The organism is Nocardia sp. Tas62D01 (assembly GCF_055232035.1).
In genome coordinates, this window is sequence record NZ_JBUYUZ010000001.1 from 5,741,693 (window position 1) to 5,760,531 (window position 18,839).

Sequence of the window (18,839 nt, forward strand, 5' to 3'; positions counted from 1 at the left end):
ACACTGTGACCTGGGCCGGAATCCTGCGGCTGTGGTGTTCCGTTGGCCGATCAGCTTACGGAACACCCTACGAGGCGCAAAGCTCCACACCAATCGCGAAACTGCCAGCATGGCGCTGAGCGTGCTGCTCCCCGGCCGCGCTGACCGGCACTCTTCAGTCCCGATGTATCCCGAGCGCTTCCAGTCCCGCTTCGAGGTAGGACTTGGCCATCAGCTACTCGATGTTGACCAGCGCAGTCAGACCTCATTGCCCCTTTCTGGCGTACTCCGGTCGCACGTCTCCAACGAAGTGAGGCGGTTAGGTGAGTAGCGGGAGTGATGCTCGGTGAAGATGTTCTGGTCGTAGGCGCCGAAATGGGTCGAGTCCGACGCAGTCGACGACTCACCCCAAATGGACGGCTCGCGGCCGGCGAAGGTGGCGTTCGCGATCTCGATCGCGATTCGCCGCGCGCCGCCTCGGCGTTCAAGTAGCGGCGGCGCCTGCCACCGACTTGATCCCGGTGTTCGTGCCGTAGGCATAAATCGCCAGCAGAACTCCAGCACGGAAAGCAGTTTGATCAGCCCGGCTCTGTAATGGTTGGTGTACGAGGAGCGCAGCGTGGCCTTCACGGTGCGCTGATATGTCGGCCCCGAGGATTTGAACTCGGCCACCAGATCCCGCAACACCCCTTGCGGCGCGACCGGAAACACCGTGTCACGCACCAGCTTGTCACCCGCGTCGACAGTCGCCTCCGCCACCTTGAAAAGCAGGTTCTCCTTACCGGTGACCCGCTTGAACTCCTTGATCAGCTCGTTGGTGACCCGCACCTCCGCGCGGGCGTTGATCCGGTGCACCGTGGAATTCAGCAACTCGACCAAGGTATCGGTGATCTCCCGGCACCGGCAGTACAGCAACGCCGCCAACAGAGTCAGCCGCGTTTCCAGTGGATGCTCCCGCAGATGGCTCGGTGATTCCACCGCCGCGCGCCCGCGCCAGCCGGTCACGATCTTCGGCCCGACATCGGCGAACACATCACCCGATACTCCGACCGCGCGTACCGCCTCCAGCTTGGCGATCTCGGTGAGCATCGTGTTCAGGCTGACGTTGCCCGAATCCGACCGGATCGCCGCCAGCACCGCCCGCCCGCCCTCGGCGTCACCGTCCAGGGTTTTCTCGCCACCAACACCGGGCGGTGCGATCAACGCCAGCAGCTGTGCTCTGACCAGCTCCGGCAGTCTGACGCTGACCTGCGCGAACAGCAGCTCCTCACCGCGGTGCAGCGCCGAACGCACCATCCGCTCGATCCGCCCAACCGTAGGTGGCTCCACCTTCACCTCACGCAGACGCGCCAACAGGTACTCCCGCACCCTATCGCCACTGCGCTCACGCTGGGTCACATGCGCGACCAGCCACCCCACGATCTCGTCGGCGTCTGTCACGCTGCACTCCCGAAACCCCAGCGACTCCCGGATCTGCGCCCGGTGCGCCTTGCTGGTACGGCCGGTGAAGTCATAGAACGCGATCTCGGTCCGCTCCACACCTACCTGGCGTGCGACGTAATCGACCGCGGCATCGGGGATTTCAGCACGTCCGCGCGGAAACCGACCCCGCTCGGTATAGAACCGCAACATCAACCCGAATCCGAGCTTCGCCGCACCCCGCTTGGTAGCGACCAACTCCGGTTCCTTGCCCAGCAGCGTCCACCGGTCAATCAGCTCGTCCTGGTCCAGCTCCCTCATCACGGGGTCGCCGTAGCATCGGCTGAATTCTGGGCGGATATGGGCCTACGCACGGGATGTCCGGGAGTCGTTCGCGAGACACGTTCCGGCGCAGGGCGTTTCCGCAGGTTGGAGCGTAACGGTTGCCGTGTACGCGGCGACGTCAGCTAGTCGCGGTTGCCGATGCGCCTGACGCCTTGCCAGCGGCGAAGCGTAAATGCGCCCGATTTTCGGCGAGCGCTACCGCGACCCCTGGTTGCGGAGTTCGGACATAGTTTTCGGGTTCTAAGGACGGAGGGTGGTGTGTCCGCGGCCACCGGCCGACCCGGGAAACCGCGACTTGTCGGTGCCTGGGGTGACCATTCGAGGTATGGAGTCTCGCTCGTACGACCAGGGCGGCCCGCTCATCCCGCACCCGGCCACCCTCGACGACGAATGGAACGTGGAATGCGGCCACCACCTGACCGCGTGTCTGGGCTGCTCGACGTGCACGGCCTGCACCGAGACCTGCTACTGCGGCGCCGCTGAAGACGACGACCCGCCCACCTATCTCCTCGAGATCGCCAGGTGAGCGCGCCTGGTGGCCGAATAAATATTCCCGCCCGAATTAAGGTCCCCCTCACGGCCGGGGGCGCGCCTCGCACCGTTCCCGATCAGGTCGATCGCGTCGTCGGGTGCTCGCAGTCTTTGGTGATCGGTGGCGTGTAGACGACGTGACCGCATGCGGTGCAGACGTGGAGGCGGTGGTGACCGCCGGCCTGCTGGCAGCCCATCGAGCCGACCAGCACCGCGTCGGGACCGAACTGCCGTCCGCACGCAGGGCACGCCGCAGGTGCGGGTTCGGCCCAGAGCCCGCCGCGCACCCGGTAGAGGCGACCCGGCGCGACCACCCGGCCATCCCGCAGCCGATACACCACGCGATCGAACACGCTTTCGATAATCCCACGTACCGGTCGGTCTGGCGAGATAGGGTCCCAGGGCACCCACTGTCGTAGAGCTACGCCGGGGCTTGTTGAAGGATGGCGAGATGCGTTGCGGCTGTGTCGGCTTCGGCTGCGCCGATGCGCCGGTAGATTGCTGTCGCTTCCTGTAGCTCGGCCAGAGCGGCTGTCCGGTCGCCTAGACGTGCCCGGCTGCGGGCGCTGCCTTCAAGAGCTCGCGCCTGTTCCATTGGGTTGCGGATTTCACGAGCCAGTCGTAATGCGGTGGTGTAACTTGTCAGCGCTTCCTGTAGTTCGCCGCATTGGATCAGGACTGTGCCGATGCGGTTGAGCGCTTCGGCTTCACCGACGCGGACCCCGCTTTTCCGGTGCATTTCGAGTGCTTGCTGAAGAAGGTCCATCGCGGCTGGGTCATCACCGGTGAGATGTCGGACCCAGCCTAGATGGCTGAGCGCGTTGGCTTGACCTAGGCGTTCGCCGATCTCGCGGTAGATCGCGATCGCCTCCTCTAGCAGGACGATCGCGGCCGGGTAATCCCCGGTGAGGCATTTGATGAGGCCATAGGAGCTGAGGATGCTGGCTACTCGGTGGCGGTGACCGATGGCCTGGTGGATCGCGAGTGCCTGCTCGTATAGGTCTATGGCAGTCGAGTAGTCGCCGGTCGAGGATGTAACCCATGCCAGGTTGGTGAGGGTGGCGGCTTCGTGGACGGTGCTGCCGATTTCCCGGTAGATAGCGTTTGCCTCCTGATATAAGTCGGCTGCGGCTATGTAGTCACTCGTCTTCTGCCGTGCCCGACCCAGCTCGTTGAGCGCGGTGGCTTCGCCGAGGCGATCATTGATTTCGCGGTAAATCGCGACTGCCTGTTGAAAGAGGTCTGTTGCCGCCGGGGAATCGCCGGTCTGATGCTGGACAAACCCTAGATTGCTGAGCGAGTTGGCCTCACCGACACGGTCGCCGACACGTCGATAGATGTCCAGAGTCCGCTCGAACAGGTTGGTCGCGGCCGGGTAGTCAGTAGTCCAAAGCCGAATAGTGCCAAGGTCGAAGAGGGCGTTGGCTTCGGCGAGACTGTCCCCGATGTCGTGTGCGACTGTGGCGGCACGCTGGTGCAATGCGGCGGGCTCGGAGTATTGGCCCGCCAGTTCGAACAGATCTGCCAGTCCGCTGGTCAGCTGTATCACCCGTGTAGCCAGCCTGTTTGCAACGGCGTGGTCCAGGCAGGCCAAGAGGTTGACTTGCTCGGCGCGTAACCATGCCGCTGAGTCCAGGTGGCCGGCAAGTGTTGGTACTGACGTCGGTGGGGATTCCACCGACGCCGCCTCCGGCCGGGTGACCCGTGCCAGATGACGGCCGGCCAGCTGAGCGGTGTGCTGGTAGTAGTTGAGTAGCCTGTCGATCGCTCGAGACCGGTCATGGTCTGGGTCCTCGTCGGCCAGAGTGCGAGCGTAGTCGCGCAACAGGTCGTGCGGCCGGTAGCGACCTACAGTCGTCTCGTCGACGAGATGATCGGTGTACAGGGCATCCAGTTCCCGCCGTGCCGTCGAAACGGGGATGTCGTCCAGGGCGGCGGCAGCGTAGGCGTCCAGGTCCGCGCCAGGATGTAGCCCCAGTCGCCGGAACAGGCGTTGCCGATGGGCTGGAAGATCCTGGTAGGACATCGTGAACGCAGCACGGACCGCACGCTCTCCAACGTCGAGTTCACCGAGTCTGTCTTGCGCGGAGGCGAATTCGGTCGCCATCGTGGCGATTGTCCACGCTGGATGGTGGGCGAGGCGTCCGGCGAGCAGCACAATCGCCAAGGGCAGATACCCGCACCGCCACACGATCTCGCGCGCCGCGGCCAGGTCGCTGTCGGTATGCCCGCGTCGGGCCAGCATGCAGAACAACTCGGTCGCAGCTCGAGGTGCCAATGGGTCCAGAGGTACCGGCATCGCGCCGTCGAGGGCCATCAACCGTCGTCGGCTGGTTACCAAAGTCAAGCACTGGCGTCCGGTCGGCAAGAGCGGCTCGATGTGCGCGCTGTCCTTGGCGTCGTCGAGGACGAGCAGAACACGTTTGCCTGCCAAGCGATCTCGCCACATACTGCGGCGGTCTTGCAGACTCTCAGGGATGGCACGGGGATCGACACCGAGATTGGTGAGCAGCCCGGCAAGCACATCGATGGGCTCCGCCGGGGCCTGACCTGGAGTGTGGGCGTGGAGCTCCACGAAGAAACGGCCGTCGGGAAATTGATCGGCCAGCCGATGTGCGGCACGGGTGACCAGTGCGGTCTTGCCTACTCCTGGCATACCGTCAACAGCACAAACCGACACAGTGCGGTCCGGTCCCGCCGCATCGACGATCCACCGGAGTTCCTCTTCCCGATCGACCAACGTCGAGACATCCCGCGGCAAGGTGTCGGTCACCGCGTATCGCGGCGCCGCAGCCACCTGCATGTTGATCGGACCGTAGTTGTCGCCAGCGATATTCGCTTGTCGCGCTTGATCGTTAGCGCCGGGATGGAACTCCGACATCATCGGTCAGAGGTTGATCTGACCGAGGTTATCGCCGCGAAAGTTGACCTGCTTGGCGTTGTCGAAGGCCTGCGCCAGGAAGCTTTCCACCGTCCGGTCTCGCCGGGCGAGGGTCACCAACCGCTCGAGCTCAGCGCCGAAACTGGAGTCCGTCTTCGCGGCTTCGGCGATTCGCGTCGCGACGAGCGCTCTGGCCTCGTTCGCCTCGTTCGTCGGGGTCTCCACCAAAGTCGTTACCGCGCTTTCGGTTTCGCTGTCGCCCCGAAACTTGGCCGCGACTACCTCCCGTAACCGCTTGACCGCGTTCCAAGTACTCTCCCCCGCGTCCTGCGCGAAGCGTTCACCGAACTTCGACGCCAACAACGCTGCGGCCGCAATTCCTAACGACACCGGCTCCAACACAATCGTCCCCTTCCCGCCCCGATGGCAACTGCACACCAAGACTAACTAGCCCGACTAGCCCGGAAGGGTGATCTCGGCAAGTTCCTTGTCGCTGCGCAGGCCCCGCCAGCTCGGGTGTCGCAGCCCTTCACCGGTGTATTCGCGGTATTCGATGCCGCCGATCAGCTCCGGCCGTACCCAGCGCACCGCTGCGGGGCGGGCGCGACCACCGAGAGGCGTGTCGAACGGACTTTCCGATGTGGCGAGTTCGTCGAGTCGTGCCCTCAGGCTGCGGCGGGCCGCCATCGTGAACCCGGTTCCGACGTTGCCGATGTAGACGAGGCGACCGTCGGAGTCGTAGGCACCCAACGCCAGCGACCCGAAGGTGCGCGAAATCATCCCGGTCCCGGGTGTCCACCCGGTCACGATCGCCTCGGTAGTTCGGCGGATCGGGGTCTTGATCCACACCGGCGACCGGCGGCCCGGGTGGTAGGCCGATTCGGGGTGTCGGTAACAGCGACGCTCGCCCGCAGCACGGCCGAGTACGCCAGTCGCGCCAGATACATCGCCGACCCTGACGACACTCCTGATATGCGACTTGCGAAGTGCTGCGAGCTGTTTCGAGGGAGCTTCAACTACGTAGGTGCTCCCAAACCAGATGCCGCGCCTCGCGAGCGGTGGCGCAAGCTCCCGAATTGGCAACAAGGCCGTGGCCTGCCGAGACCGTCGCCGGATGTCAGACAGCGTGACGAGTCCCTTCTCCAGCGGACATGGCAGCGAGAGGCTTCCAGCCGTTGCCTCCGTTCGAGGCAGCGGTGGCCATGCGGTCGTAGGCGTCGAGGACGAGGCGGCGGGTGCGGTATTCGCCGAGGTCTCGTTCGTCGTATTTTCGGATAATGGGGAAGGAGTCGAGTACATGCTCGGACTCGGTGCGGGACAGTCCGAAGACGTGGAGGAATGCGGCGTCGAGGTCGGCGCGGAGCAGCGCTCGACGCTCGACATCCCATCGGAACGGTGCGCCGTCGTCACCCAGCTCGGTCGCGTACGGCTTCAATCGCCATGAGGTGTAGGAGAGCTCGAGAACATAGGGGCGAACCCATCGGGCGACAGTGAGTTGCGGCTGCCATGGGGCGGGCTGTGCAAGCGTGGAGGGTGTGGGGCAGGCGAGCTGCTTGGTAGTGAAGTACTTCATCGAAGTACCGCTAACCTTCTGGCGCGAAACGTAATCGAACACCATGCTCGACCAAATGGCATGCAGGAGTGGCCCACTCTGACGCTCCGCAGGAAATGCAAGCAGGAACTTATCGCCAACTGCAGAAGCCGACAGTACCGAAGGTACGAAGGTCCGTACCTTTTCGATTCCGGTGATGTCCCTCCATCCGAGAAGCCATGAACGATCCCACTTTTCGCCCAGTTTCTGCGACACATCAGAGCGTAGAACCCAGTGGCGAGCTAGTGGTTCGGCTCCTGGGTCGTCATGTTGTGCGTCGGATATTCGTGGCAGCGTTTGCATATTGAGCTGCGCGGTTGTGGCGTCCTTGTAGGTGGAGAAGCGGTGGTCGAAATGCCATAGCATCTTTCCCTCATACAGCGGAACGTATTCTTTACCATCGCGTTCGTAGGACCATCCGTTGAAGTGCGCATCCGTCAGGTCATCGGGCTGTTGGAACAGGCCCGAGTCGTTCGCCATATGGAAGATTGTGCCGAATGAAAGACCCCAGGGGTTGCCGTCGGGATCGTCGTCGCGGATGAGGACAGGGTGCCGACGGTAGATACCGAGGGTGATGTCCGCGTCGGTGCGGGATCGGAACATGGGCAGGGTACCGGTGTTGGGGTTCATCGCAAGGACTTCGTCAGGGGCGAGTTCGAACCTGCGTGAGGGTACGTCCGCGATATGGCGGATAAGGAAGCCGAATCGAGATCGCTCGACTTTTCGCTCTCTGCCGGTCATAGTGGTGACCGCGAATCGGAAAGCGTGGTGCACATCCCGGAAGATCTTCGCTTCATTCTCGAAGTCATAGAACGCGAACAGTCGATTAGTGCGTAGGGTGTCGGAAAAGAATGGTGCAGTGGTTTTGTCGGTAGCAAGACCTGTGGGCGTGATAACGCCAGCGGTACCTGTCGGCCCGAGAACCGTGCGCAGAGTTTCAGCGAACACACTGTAGGTGTTGACATCACCTTGACCGGTGAGCGGGTACCGGCCGCTCTTGAGGAGCAGGTGTGCGGTGCCGTCGGATTGGCGGATGGCGTCTCGGTACTGGTGATAGAGGGCGGGATCCGATTCGGCCAGTTTCGTGATCATCGTCTTGCGGATCGCGGCGGTCGCGGCGGTTTCGATGTCGGTGCGGCCGACGTTGCCGAAGAACTCCTTGTCCTGGGTCTTCACTCGCTCCCACGGTGGGTTGCCGAGTACGCAGGAGAACCCGCCGGTCCAGCCGGTAGCGGTGTCGCTGCCGCCGTCGGCCGGGACGGTGAAGATGCCGGGAAACTCGAGGTGCCAGTGGAAGAACCGGTATTGACGGGCGAGCGAGTTGATCTGTCCGGTGATGGTGTCGGGCACGGAGCCGGGATCCTCGGTGAGGCGGCGCATGGTGTCGTGGGTGATGCCTTGGCCGGAGTCCTCGGTCTTGGGTTGGACGAAGGCGGCGCACCAGGCGTCGGCGACGAGTTTGGCGGCGACAAGATCCGGGTCGGTCTCCAGGGCGCGCCAAGCGTCGGCGCGGGCCCGCATCTCGCGCAGGCCTCCGGCGTGGCTGGCGTCAGCTTCGCGGGCTTTCTTGGTGAACGTGGTGGTTTCGACGTCGAGGGTTTCGGGGCCGAAACTCAACGTCAGCTGATCGATATCGGCGTTTCGCTCGGTCTTGTTGCGGGCCTTGAGTTTGCTGGTCCACTCTCTGTCGTCGTCGCCGAGCACCGCGAAGGCGGTGTCGGGAATGTTGTCGCGCAATAGCTTGGGCGTAGTACCGAGCAGAGCGTTACCGACGCGGAAGTGGGCGTCGAGGAACGGGAACGGACGCTCGGCGTCGAATGCTTCGAGCCACAAGGCGACCTTCGTGATCTCGATTGCCAGGTCGTTGAGGTCGACGCCGTAGACGCAGCGTTCGATGACATCGGCGGTAGCAGCCCGCAGCGCGATCGGGTTCGGCTCGGTATCCCCGGTACGGACGGTTGCGAGCGCGGACGCGAGCCGTCGGGCAGCAGCCACGACGAAATGTCCACTGCCACAGGCTGGGTCGACCACCGTCAGAGCCAGCAGTGCGCCTTCCGGGTCCGGGGTGCGCAGGGCTTCGTCGATGAGTGGGTCGAGGGCTTCGTCGAGGACGAGGTCGATCAGGGCGGATGGGGTGTAGTAGGAGCCGGATTTCTTGCGGTCGTTGCCGGCGGCGATGTCGAGGGTGAAGGTGCGGGCGTCGGCGTTGTAGCGGGGGGTGTAGGCGAGCAGTCCCTCGTACATGCCGCCGAGTTCTTCGCTGTCGAGGTTGTGATAGTCGACCGGGCGGGGGGTGCCGGTGACCGGGTCGTCGATCTGCGCGAGGGCCCGGATCGCGGCGAGGAATGAGTGGTTGGGCAACCGGGCACCGCCCAGGATGCTCAGTGTTTCCCTCGAGTAGAGGGTGGCGCCGAGGCCGCTGAGGCCGAGGGTGGGCAGGCCGTCGCCGGCGAGGGCGTCGGTGACGATCTGGTGGGCCTCCCACAGGTCTGTGTGTCGGCCGCCGGCGTGGGCGGTGGCCATGCGGCGCAGTCTCGCGGTGGAGAAGTGCTCGGCATACAACTCCCTCGCCGTGTCGTCGACGGTGGAGGTGTGCAGCAGGTCGCGGTCTTCGGCGACGAACAGCACGATCAGCCGGTAGGCGATACGCAGCAGCGCCCGATGCAGGTCACGAGCCGCGTCCGGTGTGACAGCGAGGGTTTCGCGCAGCGCGGTGTTGCTGCGGTGGGCGACGAATCCGGTGCCGAGGTGTTGCAGCGCCACCGCGACGCCCTGTTGCAGGGTGAGCAGGGCTCGGGCGCCGTCGTCGATCGCGGTGGTCCGCCACTTCTCGAGCCAGCAGTTCTTCGCCAGCATCGTGGGCGTGTCGGCGTCCTCCTCCGCCTCGTCGGTGTCGGGGGCGGTCTTCTTCGCGGTCTCCTTCAGCCGTGGGGCGAACCGGCTCGCGTGGACGGTGAGGAACAGCAGTCGGAAGTCGGCGTAGCGCTGGTTGGTGAAGATGTCGTCGAGGTCGAATTCGACGTAGGACTGGCGCGAGAGGGTGGAGGCGTCGCGCAGCAGCCGCAGGATGTGGCCGTTGGACAGGACCGCCCACAACGCCCGGTCCTCACGGTTGAGGTAGTCCTGGAGCATCGACTGCGGTGCCCGGGCGGTGTGTCCTGCGGTTTTCGTGTCGAGATCGATGCCGGCGCCGACGAGGTGGAGCGGCACCCACACCGTCGGGGCGGATGCGTCCGGCCAGGACAGGCGGTGCGAGATCGGGAAGTGCGGCGCCGTGGTCTCCCCGAGTCCGGGGGCGACGTCCAGGCCGCCGCTGATGACCTCGGGGCGTCCCCAGCCCAGCTCGTAGAGCAGCGGCAGCAGCCACTTCTCCCGGGTGACCTTGATGGCCGGGTCGTGCTCGGGCAGACGCCCCAGGGCGTGCTGCCATTCGTGGTGGGTGGCGAGCATCGCCTCCCACGCCCGGGCGATTGCGGCGTCGATCGCCATGCCCGGCGGCAGTTGGTATTCGGTGGCGCTTTGGCCGGGCATCCGCAGTTCGACGCCGCGGGTGAGGGCTTCGCTGGGCAGGACGGTGCCGACGGTGTGGACGGACCGGAACGATGACAGCCCGCTCACGAGGCACCCCTGTCTGGAAGAAACACATACACACCCAACACATCCGGGGGTGGCAGCAGCCGGGCCTTGACGCCGCGACTACCGGTTTTGGACGCAGACCGGACGGCGCGGTGATCGGTGACTATGTTCTCGGCGACCTGATGGCCACGCTCGAGCAGGTGGTCCTGCACGCTGTCGAGGCGGCCCAGGGCCCGGTCGAGTTGGGTGCGGGCCAGCGCGTCGGCGACGTTGCCGGTCGGCGGGATCCGCAGTAACTCGTCGACACGGTCGGTTTCGAGCCAGGTCAACTCGTCCCCGGCGGCGGTGTAGGCGAGGAACTGCGCGTCCTCGGCGACCTGGGTGATCGTGGTGCGTGCGCCCGGCAGGACGATTTCGAGGCGGAAGCGCACCACCAGCAAGGTGGTGACCTTGTCCACCCCGCGGGTGCGCATCACTGCAGCTCGGCGGGCCGGCCGCAGCGCGGGATCGAGATCCGGGTCGAGCGCCGAGTCCAGCACATACCGCGACAGTGCCTCGACGGTCCGGTCGGTGCGCGTGAGGACGCTGTGACCTGCGGGGACCGGGAAGGAGCGGTGGAACACCAGACGATGGTCCTTGGCGGGGGGTAGTTGGTCGCGCACCGCGGCCGGCACGGTGTCGATACGGGCGGTGAACCCATCGCTGGTGTCGGCGATCTGTGCCGACAGCAACGACAGGGCGTCGCGGGTGAAGGTTTCGGCGTCGGCGGGGCCTGCGAGCGAGCGACGGACCTGTGCCAGGGTGGCGGCGACGGCGTCGGGTTGCAGCCCGGCCTGCCTGAACCGTGACCGCGATGCCTTCTCCCGCTCCGCGGCGTCGATCCATTGCACGTCCACGGCGTCGGCGAGCGAGGTGGAGGTGGCATCGGCGAAGTCGAGTGTGAGCTGCTGGGTGTCGGTGCCGCGCAATAGCAGCGACTCCCAGATCGCTTTCATCACGGTCGTCGAATCGACCGGGACCGGCACTGATACGCCGGTGCTGCGGCGGATGTTTTCGTGGCGCTTGATGAGCACCTCGAGCACGATCCCGTCGATGCCGTTGTCTTCGCCGTAGTAGGTGAGGGTGCGCACGGTGTCGGCGCGTTGGCCGAATCGGTCGACGCGACCTTCCCGCTGTTCGTGCCGGGTCGGGTTCCATGCCAGGTCGTAGTGCACCACCGCGGTGAACCCGTCCTGCAGGTTGATGCCCTCCGACAGGCAGTCGGTGGCCACCAGCAGCCGCGGACCGTCGTGCTCGGACAGCCCGGTGACCCGGGTTTCGCGTTCCTCCGGGGGCAGGGTGCCGGTGACCGCCTCGACCCGCAGACCCGGATTCTTCTTGGACAGGGCGGCGCTGAGGTGTTCGGCGAGGTAGTCGGCGGTGGGAATGTAGCGGCAGAACACGATCGGGTGATAGCCCTCGCCGATCAGATCCTGCAGCAGCGGGATCAGCCGCTTGAGCTTGGCGTCGGTCTTGGGGCCCTTGAGCGCCGCGGCGGCGGCGGCGAGTTCACGCAGTCGACGGCGGGTCGCGCTGGTGGAGGTCTGCGGATCGGAGATGTCCGAGCCCAGGGTGGTGTCGTCGCCTTCGAGGACGTCGTCGAGGTCGGTGTCGAGCACCCGGGGTGCGGCGATCGCGTCGACGTCGTCGGCGGCGGCGAGAGTGGTCAGTGCGGAGCGGTTGAGCAGGGTCTGCTCGGCCGCTGCGGGACTCGAGGCCAGACAGCGCAGCAACGCGATCGCCGACCACCAGCGCACCCGCTGATGCACGGTGTTGAGTTTCGGGTCGGTCACCTGTTCGCGGGCGAACGCCATGACGTCGTCGAACAGTGCGCGATAGCCGGGGGTGAGTTTGTAGCTGGTTTCAGTCGTTTTCCGGGTGGGGAACGGGGTGTCCTCGTGCAGGTATTCGCGGATGTCGGCGCGCTGACGCTGGATCATGAACTTCGCGAGCAGCTTGCGGTCGTCTTCGCGTTCCCGACCCGACAGGTCCGCGGCCAAGGCGCCGAGCCGGTTGTCGAGCAGCCCGATCAACGATTGCCAGGCGCCGTCGTCGCCGCTGTGGGGGGTCGCTGTCAGGAGCAGCAGATGCCGGGTCGGGTCGTCGGCGATCTTGCGGAGCAGCGTGTACCGCAGGTGCGCCTGGGTGTGACCGACAGCGGCCGCGGCGACGCAGGTGTGGGCCTCGTCGACGATCACCAGTTCGGGGCAGTTGAGGGCGAACTCGTCGCGCCGGCTGCGTTGCTTGATGAAGTCGGTGGAGATCACCAGATACGGGTAGTGCTCGTAGATGCTCGATCCCCACGGCACCTTGAGCCGGTTCACCGTGGACGGCAGCAGCAACTGCGCCTCGATCCCGAACTTGGCGCGTAGCTCGCCCTGCCACTGCGGTGCCAGCTGCGGTGAGCACAGCACCGCCAGTCGTTGGGCCTCACCGGTGGCGAGCAGTTCGGAGGCGATCAGGCCGGCCTCGATGGTCTTGCCGACACCGACACCGTCGGCGATGAGCAGCCGGGTGGTGTCCTGTGCGGTGGACATCATCAACGGCACCAGCTGGTAGTTGCGGGGGCTGACAGCGAGGTTGCCGAACGAGCGGAACGGGCCGCCGGTCGCGCGGAACGACAGCCGCAGCGCATCCCGGAGCAGGCGGGCGCGTGCGGCGTCACCGCGGTCTTCAACGGTCGGTGGGGTGAACACCGCCGGGTGGGGGGTGTCGAATTCGGGGAGCAGGACGGTGGTTTCGTCTTCGCGGCCGCCGAGGGGGCGGGCCAGCAGCATTCCCTCGGGGGCGCCGGGCAGCACCAGCCAGTCCCGTCCCCGTGCGTGGACCAGGGTGCCGGCGGGGTATTCGGTGGTGGTCATGCGCCGAACCTTCCGGGCCCGAACACGTCGGTGTTCGTGGTGATCGTCTGTAGCCAACCGGCGTCGGCGGCGGTGTGGTGGAACCGCAGCACCAGCCACCCGGCTTCGTCTTCGAGCTTCATGCGGGCCTGCTCGTCCTTCTCTGCTTGGTGCTGCGAGTTGTGGACCGGGCCGTCGATGAACACCGCGACGTCCATTCCACCTGTGTGGTAGGCGAAGTCGGGGCGGACGTAGTAGCCCTCGACCAGTTGCTGTGCCTGGTCCGGGAGCCGGAAGCCGTGTTCCTCGAGTAGGGTCAGGAACCGCTTTTCGAGGCTGTTGCTCTGTTCTTCGAGGCGGTCGAGTTGCTGCGAGCGTTCTTCGCCGCCGGAGCCGACGGCCACGGTGGCGCGCGTCAAGCGGCGCAGCAGATCGGTGACGGCGTGTCGGTCGAGGTGCTGGTGGTCCCACTGGTTGCTGTAGGAGAGCAGGCAGTCGTAGCAGGCCTGGGCGCAGTCCTCCATCGCGTGATCGGCCCGGCGCCGGTCCTGGCCGGTGTCGGGGTCGAAGTGCAAGATTTCCAGCGCCTTGGCGGCCACAGTACGGATTTGTCCGTCCTCGGTGGCCAGGCGGCGCAGCACCCCGGCGCCGCCTTCGGCGGCCTCGAAGAACAGCAGCCGCGACCACGCCTGGTCACTGTTTCCGCCGGGCATGGGTTCGACGGCGAGTTCGTTGCTTTCGAGCTGGAACACTGCTTCGATCGCTCGTTTGAGCGCGTACATCGCGGCCATCCGCTGCTCGGGCGGGATCGACGGATCCAGGTGCAGCAGCAGTGCGTTGCGGTGGTCCTCCACGTAGGGGACGACCCGCTGGATCCGGGGGATCTCCCCCTGAGTGTTCTTGTCCAGGTCCGTTTCCCGCGCCCACCGGCCTTCGAGGGTGTCGAGCAGATGTCCCTTGGTGTCCTTGTCCTTGCGGCGGCGCAGCCCGACGTTCATGCGGCGGATCAGCGCGGTGTCACCGTAGGTCATGGTGCCCAGCTCGTCGCCGTCGACGGTGATCGTGCTGGTCAGCTCGCCGGAAAGTTCCCCGTGCGGGACGAACCGCACGGCGGTGACGATTTCGTGGCCGGCGCGTTGACGTTCTTCCTCGTCGGCGCTGATCCGGTCGCGACGGCGGGTCTTGACCGAGACCAGCCGCATCATCCGGTCCAGCGTCTCCAACGACGCGGCCCCGCAGTGTTCGCACGTTTCGACGCTCGTCGGGCCGTTGCTCTCATGCAGGTAGCCACAGTGGTTGCAGCGCTTGATCTCGGTGATATTCACCTCGGTGCCGTCCTCGCGGGCGGGCAAGCTCACCCGGTTCACCTCGTAGCGGGCACCCTCGTGATAGATGAACGCTCCCGGGCCGAACTCGCTGATCGCCAGGAACCGCGGCCGCTGCACGTAGTCGCCCTGCCCGTTTCTGGTCCGTCGCTCCGCCGGGATGAACGCCGCCAAGGGAAGACGCGGGAACGAATAGCCGGGCAGGAAGCCTTCGGACGCGAAGTAGCGGTAGGGGTAGAAGTCGCCCTGGTTGATGTCGTCGACCTGCCCGCGCAGCAGGTCCAGTGCGGCACGGGCCTCGGAGATCCGGCCGCGGGCCTGACGCTTGGATGCCTCGGACGCACCGATGGTCTTGAGGGTGTCATTGGCGTTGTCGAGTTCGAGCAGGGCCTCGCGATAGAGATTGCGCCAGCGGCCTGCGGCCTTGTCGAACCGTTGGGCAGCTTTGTCGACGGTGTCGGTGACCCAGCTGTCGGTCCACCACGGCGCCGAGGTGACCTCGGTGGTTGTTTCGAGGACCGTCGTGATCGCCCGGACGGCGCGGTCGCGGTTCACCGAGGATTCGATGGCCGCGCGGACCTCGGTGTGCAGCGGCTGTCGGGGTTCGGCGACCTCGAGCAGGTCGACCATGCTGGACTTGAGGTCGAGATCGCAGACCACCAGCCAGATCGAGTGGGCGTGGGCGCGCACGAGATCCTGGTTGCCAAGTTCTAGGCGCGGCGGCGCGACCGCGCCGGCGACCATGTCCTGGCTGCGACCGAAATAGTAGGCATCGTGGGCATTTCCGGTGGCGCAATAGGTCAACACCACCGCAGGCTGTCCGGATCGGCCGGCACGCCCCGAACGCTGGGCATAGTTCGCCGGGGTCGGGGGCACGTTGCGCATCCCGACGACGTTCAGGCTCTTGATGTCGACGCCGAGCTCCATCGTCGGCGAGCAGTACAGCACCGGCAGTTCCGCGTCACTGAACCGCGCCTCCCGTTTCTTCCGGATGGATGACTCGACCTGTGCGGTGTGCTCGCGGGCCTCGAGGCCGACCAGACCGGCCGCGGTCTCGGTGTAGAAGCGGCGGAAGAACGGATTGACCCGCCCTTGGGTCTGGTTGCCACGGATCGGATCGGGGACGCGGAACTCTCCGGTGCCGGCCCGCCACTGGATCAGACTCGAGTGGATGCGGTAGCCGGTGCGTCGGTTTTTCTCCTCGATCTTCACGAGAATCCCGGCGGTGCCCATCACCTTCAGCAAAGCCGTGATGACGGTGTCCGCATCTGCCGGCTTGAGCGGATCCTCGTGCAGCGGGAACCGGTCGGGGCGTCGCAACCACCGTCCGTATGCGCCCAGTCCCGACAGGTACAGATCCGCCCCGGACCCGGCCTCGAACTTCGGGCGACTGCCGGGATAAGCGGTGCCCGAATACACGCCGGTCTCCTCCGACAGTGCCCAGGGCACCTTCAACCAGTCCTGGCTGGCGCGTTTGACGCTGTCGTACTTCTCTTCGGTGAGGAACTCCGATTCGATGCACAGGTTGCGCCGCAGTTCGTCGAGCAGGACGTGCATCAGTTGCCGACGGGTCGGTGGTTGCGCGCCGGCCAGGGGTTGACCGGACGCGGCCCACTTGGGTTCGTTGCCGGCGAGGGCGTCGATGCCGAAGTAGCTCAGGTGCAGCTGCCCGGTCTGCTCGAGGTTGGGCATCGTGATGCGCCATCCCCGCTTCAGGTCGGCCCAGAGTCGGTAGGTGACCGCATCGCGCAATGCCCGGGTGATCTTGCGGCGTGGGACGGCCTCGTGCGCGGTCTCTGCGTCCTTGGCGAAGTCCGCGAGATCACCACCGAGAGCGGCGACCACGCGAGATCCCAGGTCCTCGTCCCCGAGCGGTTCGTCCGGGTCACGTTCCTGCTGGTCGCGGGCTGCGCGATACAACGCGGAACGCACCAGGCCGACCAGGACGAAGTCGTTGAAATGCCCGGCCTGCAGGCTCGCGTCCTGCCGGTTGTCCGAGAACGCCAGGAACTTGCGGGCGACATCGTCGAGATCGGTTTCCTGCCGCAGGGTGCGCACCACCGCCTGCGACAGGACCGTGACGGCGCTGGCCCGGCCCTCGGTGCCCAGGCTCGCCACCCGGGAGAATTCCGACTGCTGTGTGCTCTCGTAGCTGGTTTTGCAGCCGGGGCAGAAGTCGAGTCGCTCGAAGAACGCGACTGGCAGCCCGTCGTCGGTGATCGTGCCGAACACATCGACCCGGTACGCCTCGGGCAGGCGGGTACGGCGGCCCTTATCCAGAACACGACTAGTGCCGGTCTCGACCACCCAGTCCTCGGGCACCAAATCCAGCAGGGCCGGATCGTTCGGTGACGGCCACGGCTTGTCGGTGACGAGCAGTAGTCCGGTTGTCTCGGCCTGCTCCCCCCGCGCGCCGTTGAGGATCCGGGGGCTGAAGTTCTCACCGCCCTTGTCGAGGTTGACCACGAGGAAGTCCTGTCCGCATTCGCGGCAGAACGCCAAGGGGAACAGCGGTTGCCCGGTTTCGCCGACGGGGGAGCTGCGCTGGTACTGGGTGGTCAGGTAGCGGTGCTCCGGTCGCTCGAGCGTCGCGTACGCGGTGTCGCCCTTGCCGATGAACTGGTGCAGCTTGAACGCGAACAGGGGACGTCCTTGCCCGTCGCGCACACGCGAACCTGCCAGCAGCAGCTCGCGCAGTTTGTCCTCACAGATCGCCCGGGCGATGCCGGTCTGCTCGGCGAGTGTGTCGGCGGCGACGGCCAGCCTTGTAGGCAACTGCCGGGCCAGTCGGCCCTCGTCGTCTTCGCGCAAACCGAAGGTGCGCTCCGTCCAGATCGCCAGTGGATCTGCGTGTAGCGCCTCCCACGTCGTGGGGGTCGGCGCCGCCAGGCGGGAGGCCAACGCTGTCGGATCGGTGTCCCCGGAAGTGGCGCGGCGGAGGGTCTCGCCGATGATGTTCTCCGGCGGAATCGCGATGCCGAAGATCCTGGTGGCCAGCTCCGCGACCTGACGGCGCTGCTCAGCTTTGGTGCCAGGGCCAGCGAGGGTGGCGCTGGTGCCGATGCACTGCAGCGCCGTCGCCCCGACCGCGCCGCGCAGGCGCCGGATCAGCATCGCCACGTCCGCGCCCTGCCGACCGCGGTAGGTGTGCAGCTCGTCCAAAACCAGGAACGACAGGTTCGCGGCGCTGGTGATCAACCCGGAGCGTTCCCGCGGCCGGGTCAGCATCAATTCGAGCATCACGTAGTTGGTGAGCAGGATGTCCGGCGGGTTCTGGAGGATCGCCTCACGCTCGATGCGGGACTCCTGACCGGTGTAGAGACCGAAGGTCACCTTCGGCTTGTCTTTGCCCAGGAACTTCTCGAGCTCACCGAGCTGGCTGTTGGCCAGGGCATTCATCGGATACACGACGATCGCACGGACACCGCCACCGGAACCTTCACGCAGCACCCGGTCGACGATCGGCACGATGTACGCCATTGACTTGCCCGATCCGGTACCGGTGGTCAGCACATACGATTCTCGGCGCTGAGCTACCTCGAACGCATCGCTCTGATGGCGGTGGAAGGCGATCTCTCGGCCGAACGTGTCTTCGTCAGATCGTGCCCGGAAGATCTCCCGGTTCGCCGGGTGCAGCAGTGCGCGGTCCACGAGCTCGCTGACGGTGCCACCCGGCTCAAACGCGGGGTTTAACGCCAACCATGGCTCGGGCCACAGCAGACCCTTCTCGATCTCCGCTTCGACCTTCTGCTTGACCTCAGGGTCCTTGATGTTCAGGAACCCTGACACGAAAGACTGGTAGTCGTCCAGAACCTTGCCCAGCACACCGAACGCGTCCACACGACTCCTCACAAACTGGACTTCTGCCCAACCTCCCGCCCACCCTATGAGGCGAAATGCCATGCCGCACCAGAAGTCCCGTACACCGCCGCGGAAGCACACGACGTGTGGAAGGACCGCATCGGCTGCAACACCGAAACGTGCGCCGACAAGGCCGCCGCCATCGACACCCTCGTCGCTGCGGGGCGACTGAGGGCGATGTGGGGCGCGGCAAGACCCGCCGTCTGGTCCTCTGGTTCTCTGATCTCGGTCAACTGCGGGCTTATCGTCCCGCTGATGCTCCGCGCTACAGCGAATGCCGGCCACACGAGCAATAGGGAGGAAATCCTATTGGCCAGGATCGGGGGGTGTCGGTAACAGCGGCTTCAAACCCTCACCGCAAGCCATGCGCGGTATCACCAGCCTCCTCGGCCCCGACCACAGCCACTGATAGGTGGCCATACCCCGTGTCCCATCCGCGTAGTGCGGACGCG

The 18,839-nt window shown here is 65.7% G+C and carries 9 protein-coding genes; 1 reads left to right on the forward strand and 8 read right to left on the reverse strand.

What is annotated here, in order from left to right:
• Positions 1-237: 237 nt before the first annotated feature.
• Positions 238-1,719, reverse strand: coding sequence for a DUF4158 domain-containing protein (locus ACV7NQ_RS27245; protein ID WP_463362221.1), 1,482 nt, complete (start codon positions 1,717-1,719; stop codon positions 238-240).
• 349 nt (positions 1,720-2,068) lie between these two features.
• On the opposite strand from ACV7NQ_RS27245, the gene ACV7NQ_RS27250 reads away from it, so the two are divergent.
• Positions 2,069-2,269, forward strand: a complete 201-nt coding sequence (locus ACV7NQ_RS27250; RefSeq protein ID WP_463362222.1) for a hypothetical protein — start codon at positions 2,069-2,071, stop codon at positions 2,267-2,269.
• Positions 2,270-2,351: 82 nt separating this feature from the next.
• Here the strand turns inward: ACV7NQ_RS27250 and ACV7NQ_RS27255 are convergent, their stop codons facing one another.
• From ACV7NQ_RS27255 to ACV7NQ_RS27285, 7 genes are all read right to left on the reverse strand, one after another.
• Positions 2,352-2,627, reverse strand: coding sequence for a hypothetical protein (locus tag ACV7NQ_RS27255; protein WP_463362223.1), 276 nt, complete (start codon positions 2,625-2,627; stop codon positions 2,352-2,354).
• 68 nt (positions 2,628-2,695) lie between these two features.
• On the reverse strand, positions 2,696-5,158 hold the full coding sequence (locus ACV7NQ_RS27260) for an ATP-binding protein (protein ID WP_463362224.1): 2,463 nt from the start codon (positions 5,156-5,158) through the stop codon (positions 2,696-2,698).
• Positions 5,159-5,161: 3 nt separating this feature from the next.
• Positions 5,162-5,545, reverse strand: a complete 384-nt coding sequence (locus tag ACV7NQ_RS27265; protein WP_463362225.1) for a hypothetical protein — start codon at positions 5,543-5,545, stop codon at positions 5,162-5,164.
• Between the two features lie 66 nt (positions 5,546-5,611).
• Positions 5,612-5,962: an ATP dependent DNA ligase gene (locus ACV7NQ_RS27270; RefSeq protein WP_463362226.1), complete on the reverse strand. Its 351-nt coding sequence runs from the start codon at positions 5,960-5,962 to the stop codon at positions 5,612-5,614.
• A gap of 310 nt (positions 5,963-6,272) precedes the next feature.
• Positions 6,273-10,364 (reverse strand): Eco57I restriction-modification methylase domain-containing protein, encoded by a 4,092-nt coding sequence (locus ACV7NQ_RS27275; protein ID WP_463362227.1) that lies wholly within the window; start codon positions 10,362-10,364, stop codon positions 6,273-6,275.
• Complete coding sequence (locus tag ACV7NQ_RS27280) at positions 10,361-13,222, reverse strand: helicase-related protein (RefSeq protein ID WP_463362228.1); 2,862 nt, start codon at positions 13,220-13,222, stop codon at positions 10,361-10,363. Before ACV7NQ_RS27280 ends, ACV7NQ_RS27275 begins: the two co-directional genes overlap by 4 nt.
• Positions 13,219-18,378 carry a DEAD/DEAH box helicase gene (locus ACV7NQ_RS27285; protein ID WP_463362229.1) on the reverse strand — a complete coding sequence of 1,720 codons (5,160 nt, stop codon included), beginning with the start codon at positions 18,376-18,378 and terminating at the stop codon, positions 13,219-13,221. Before ACV7NQ_RS27285 ends, ACV7NQ_RS27280 begins: the two co-directional genes overlap by 4 nt.
• Positions 18,379-18,839: the final 461 nt, after the last annotated feature.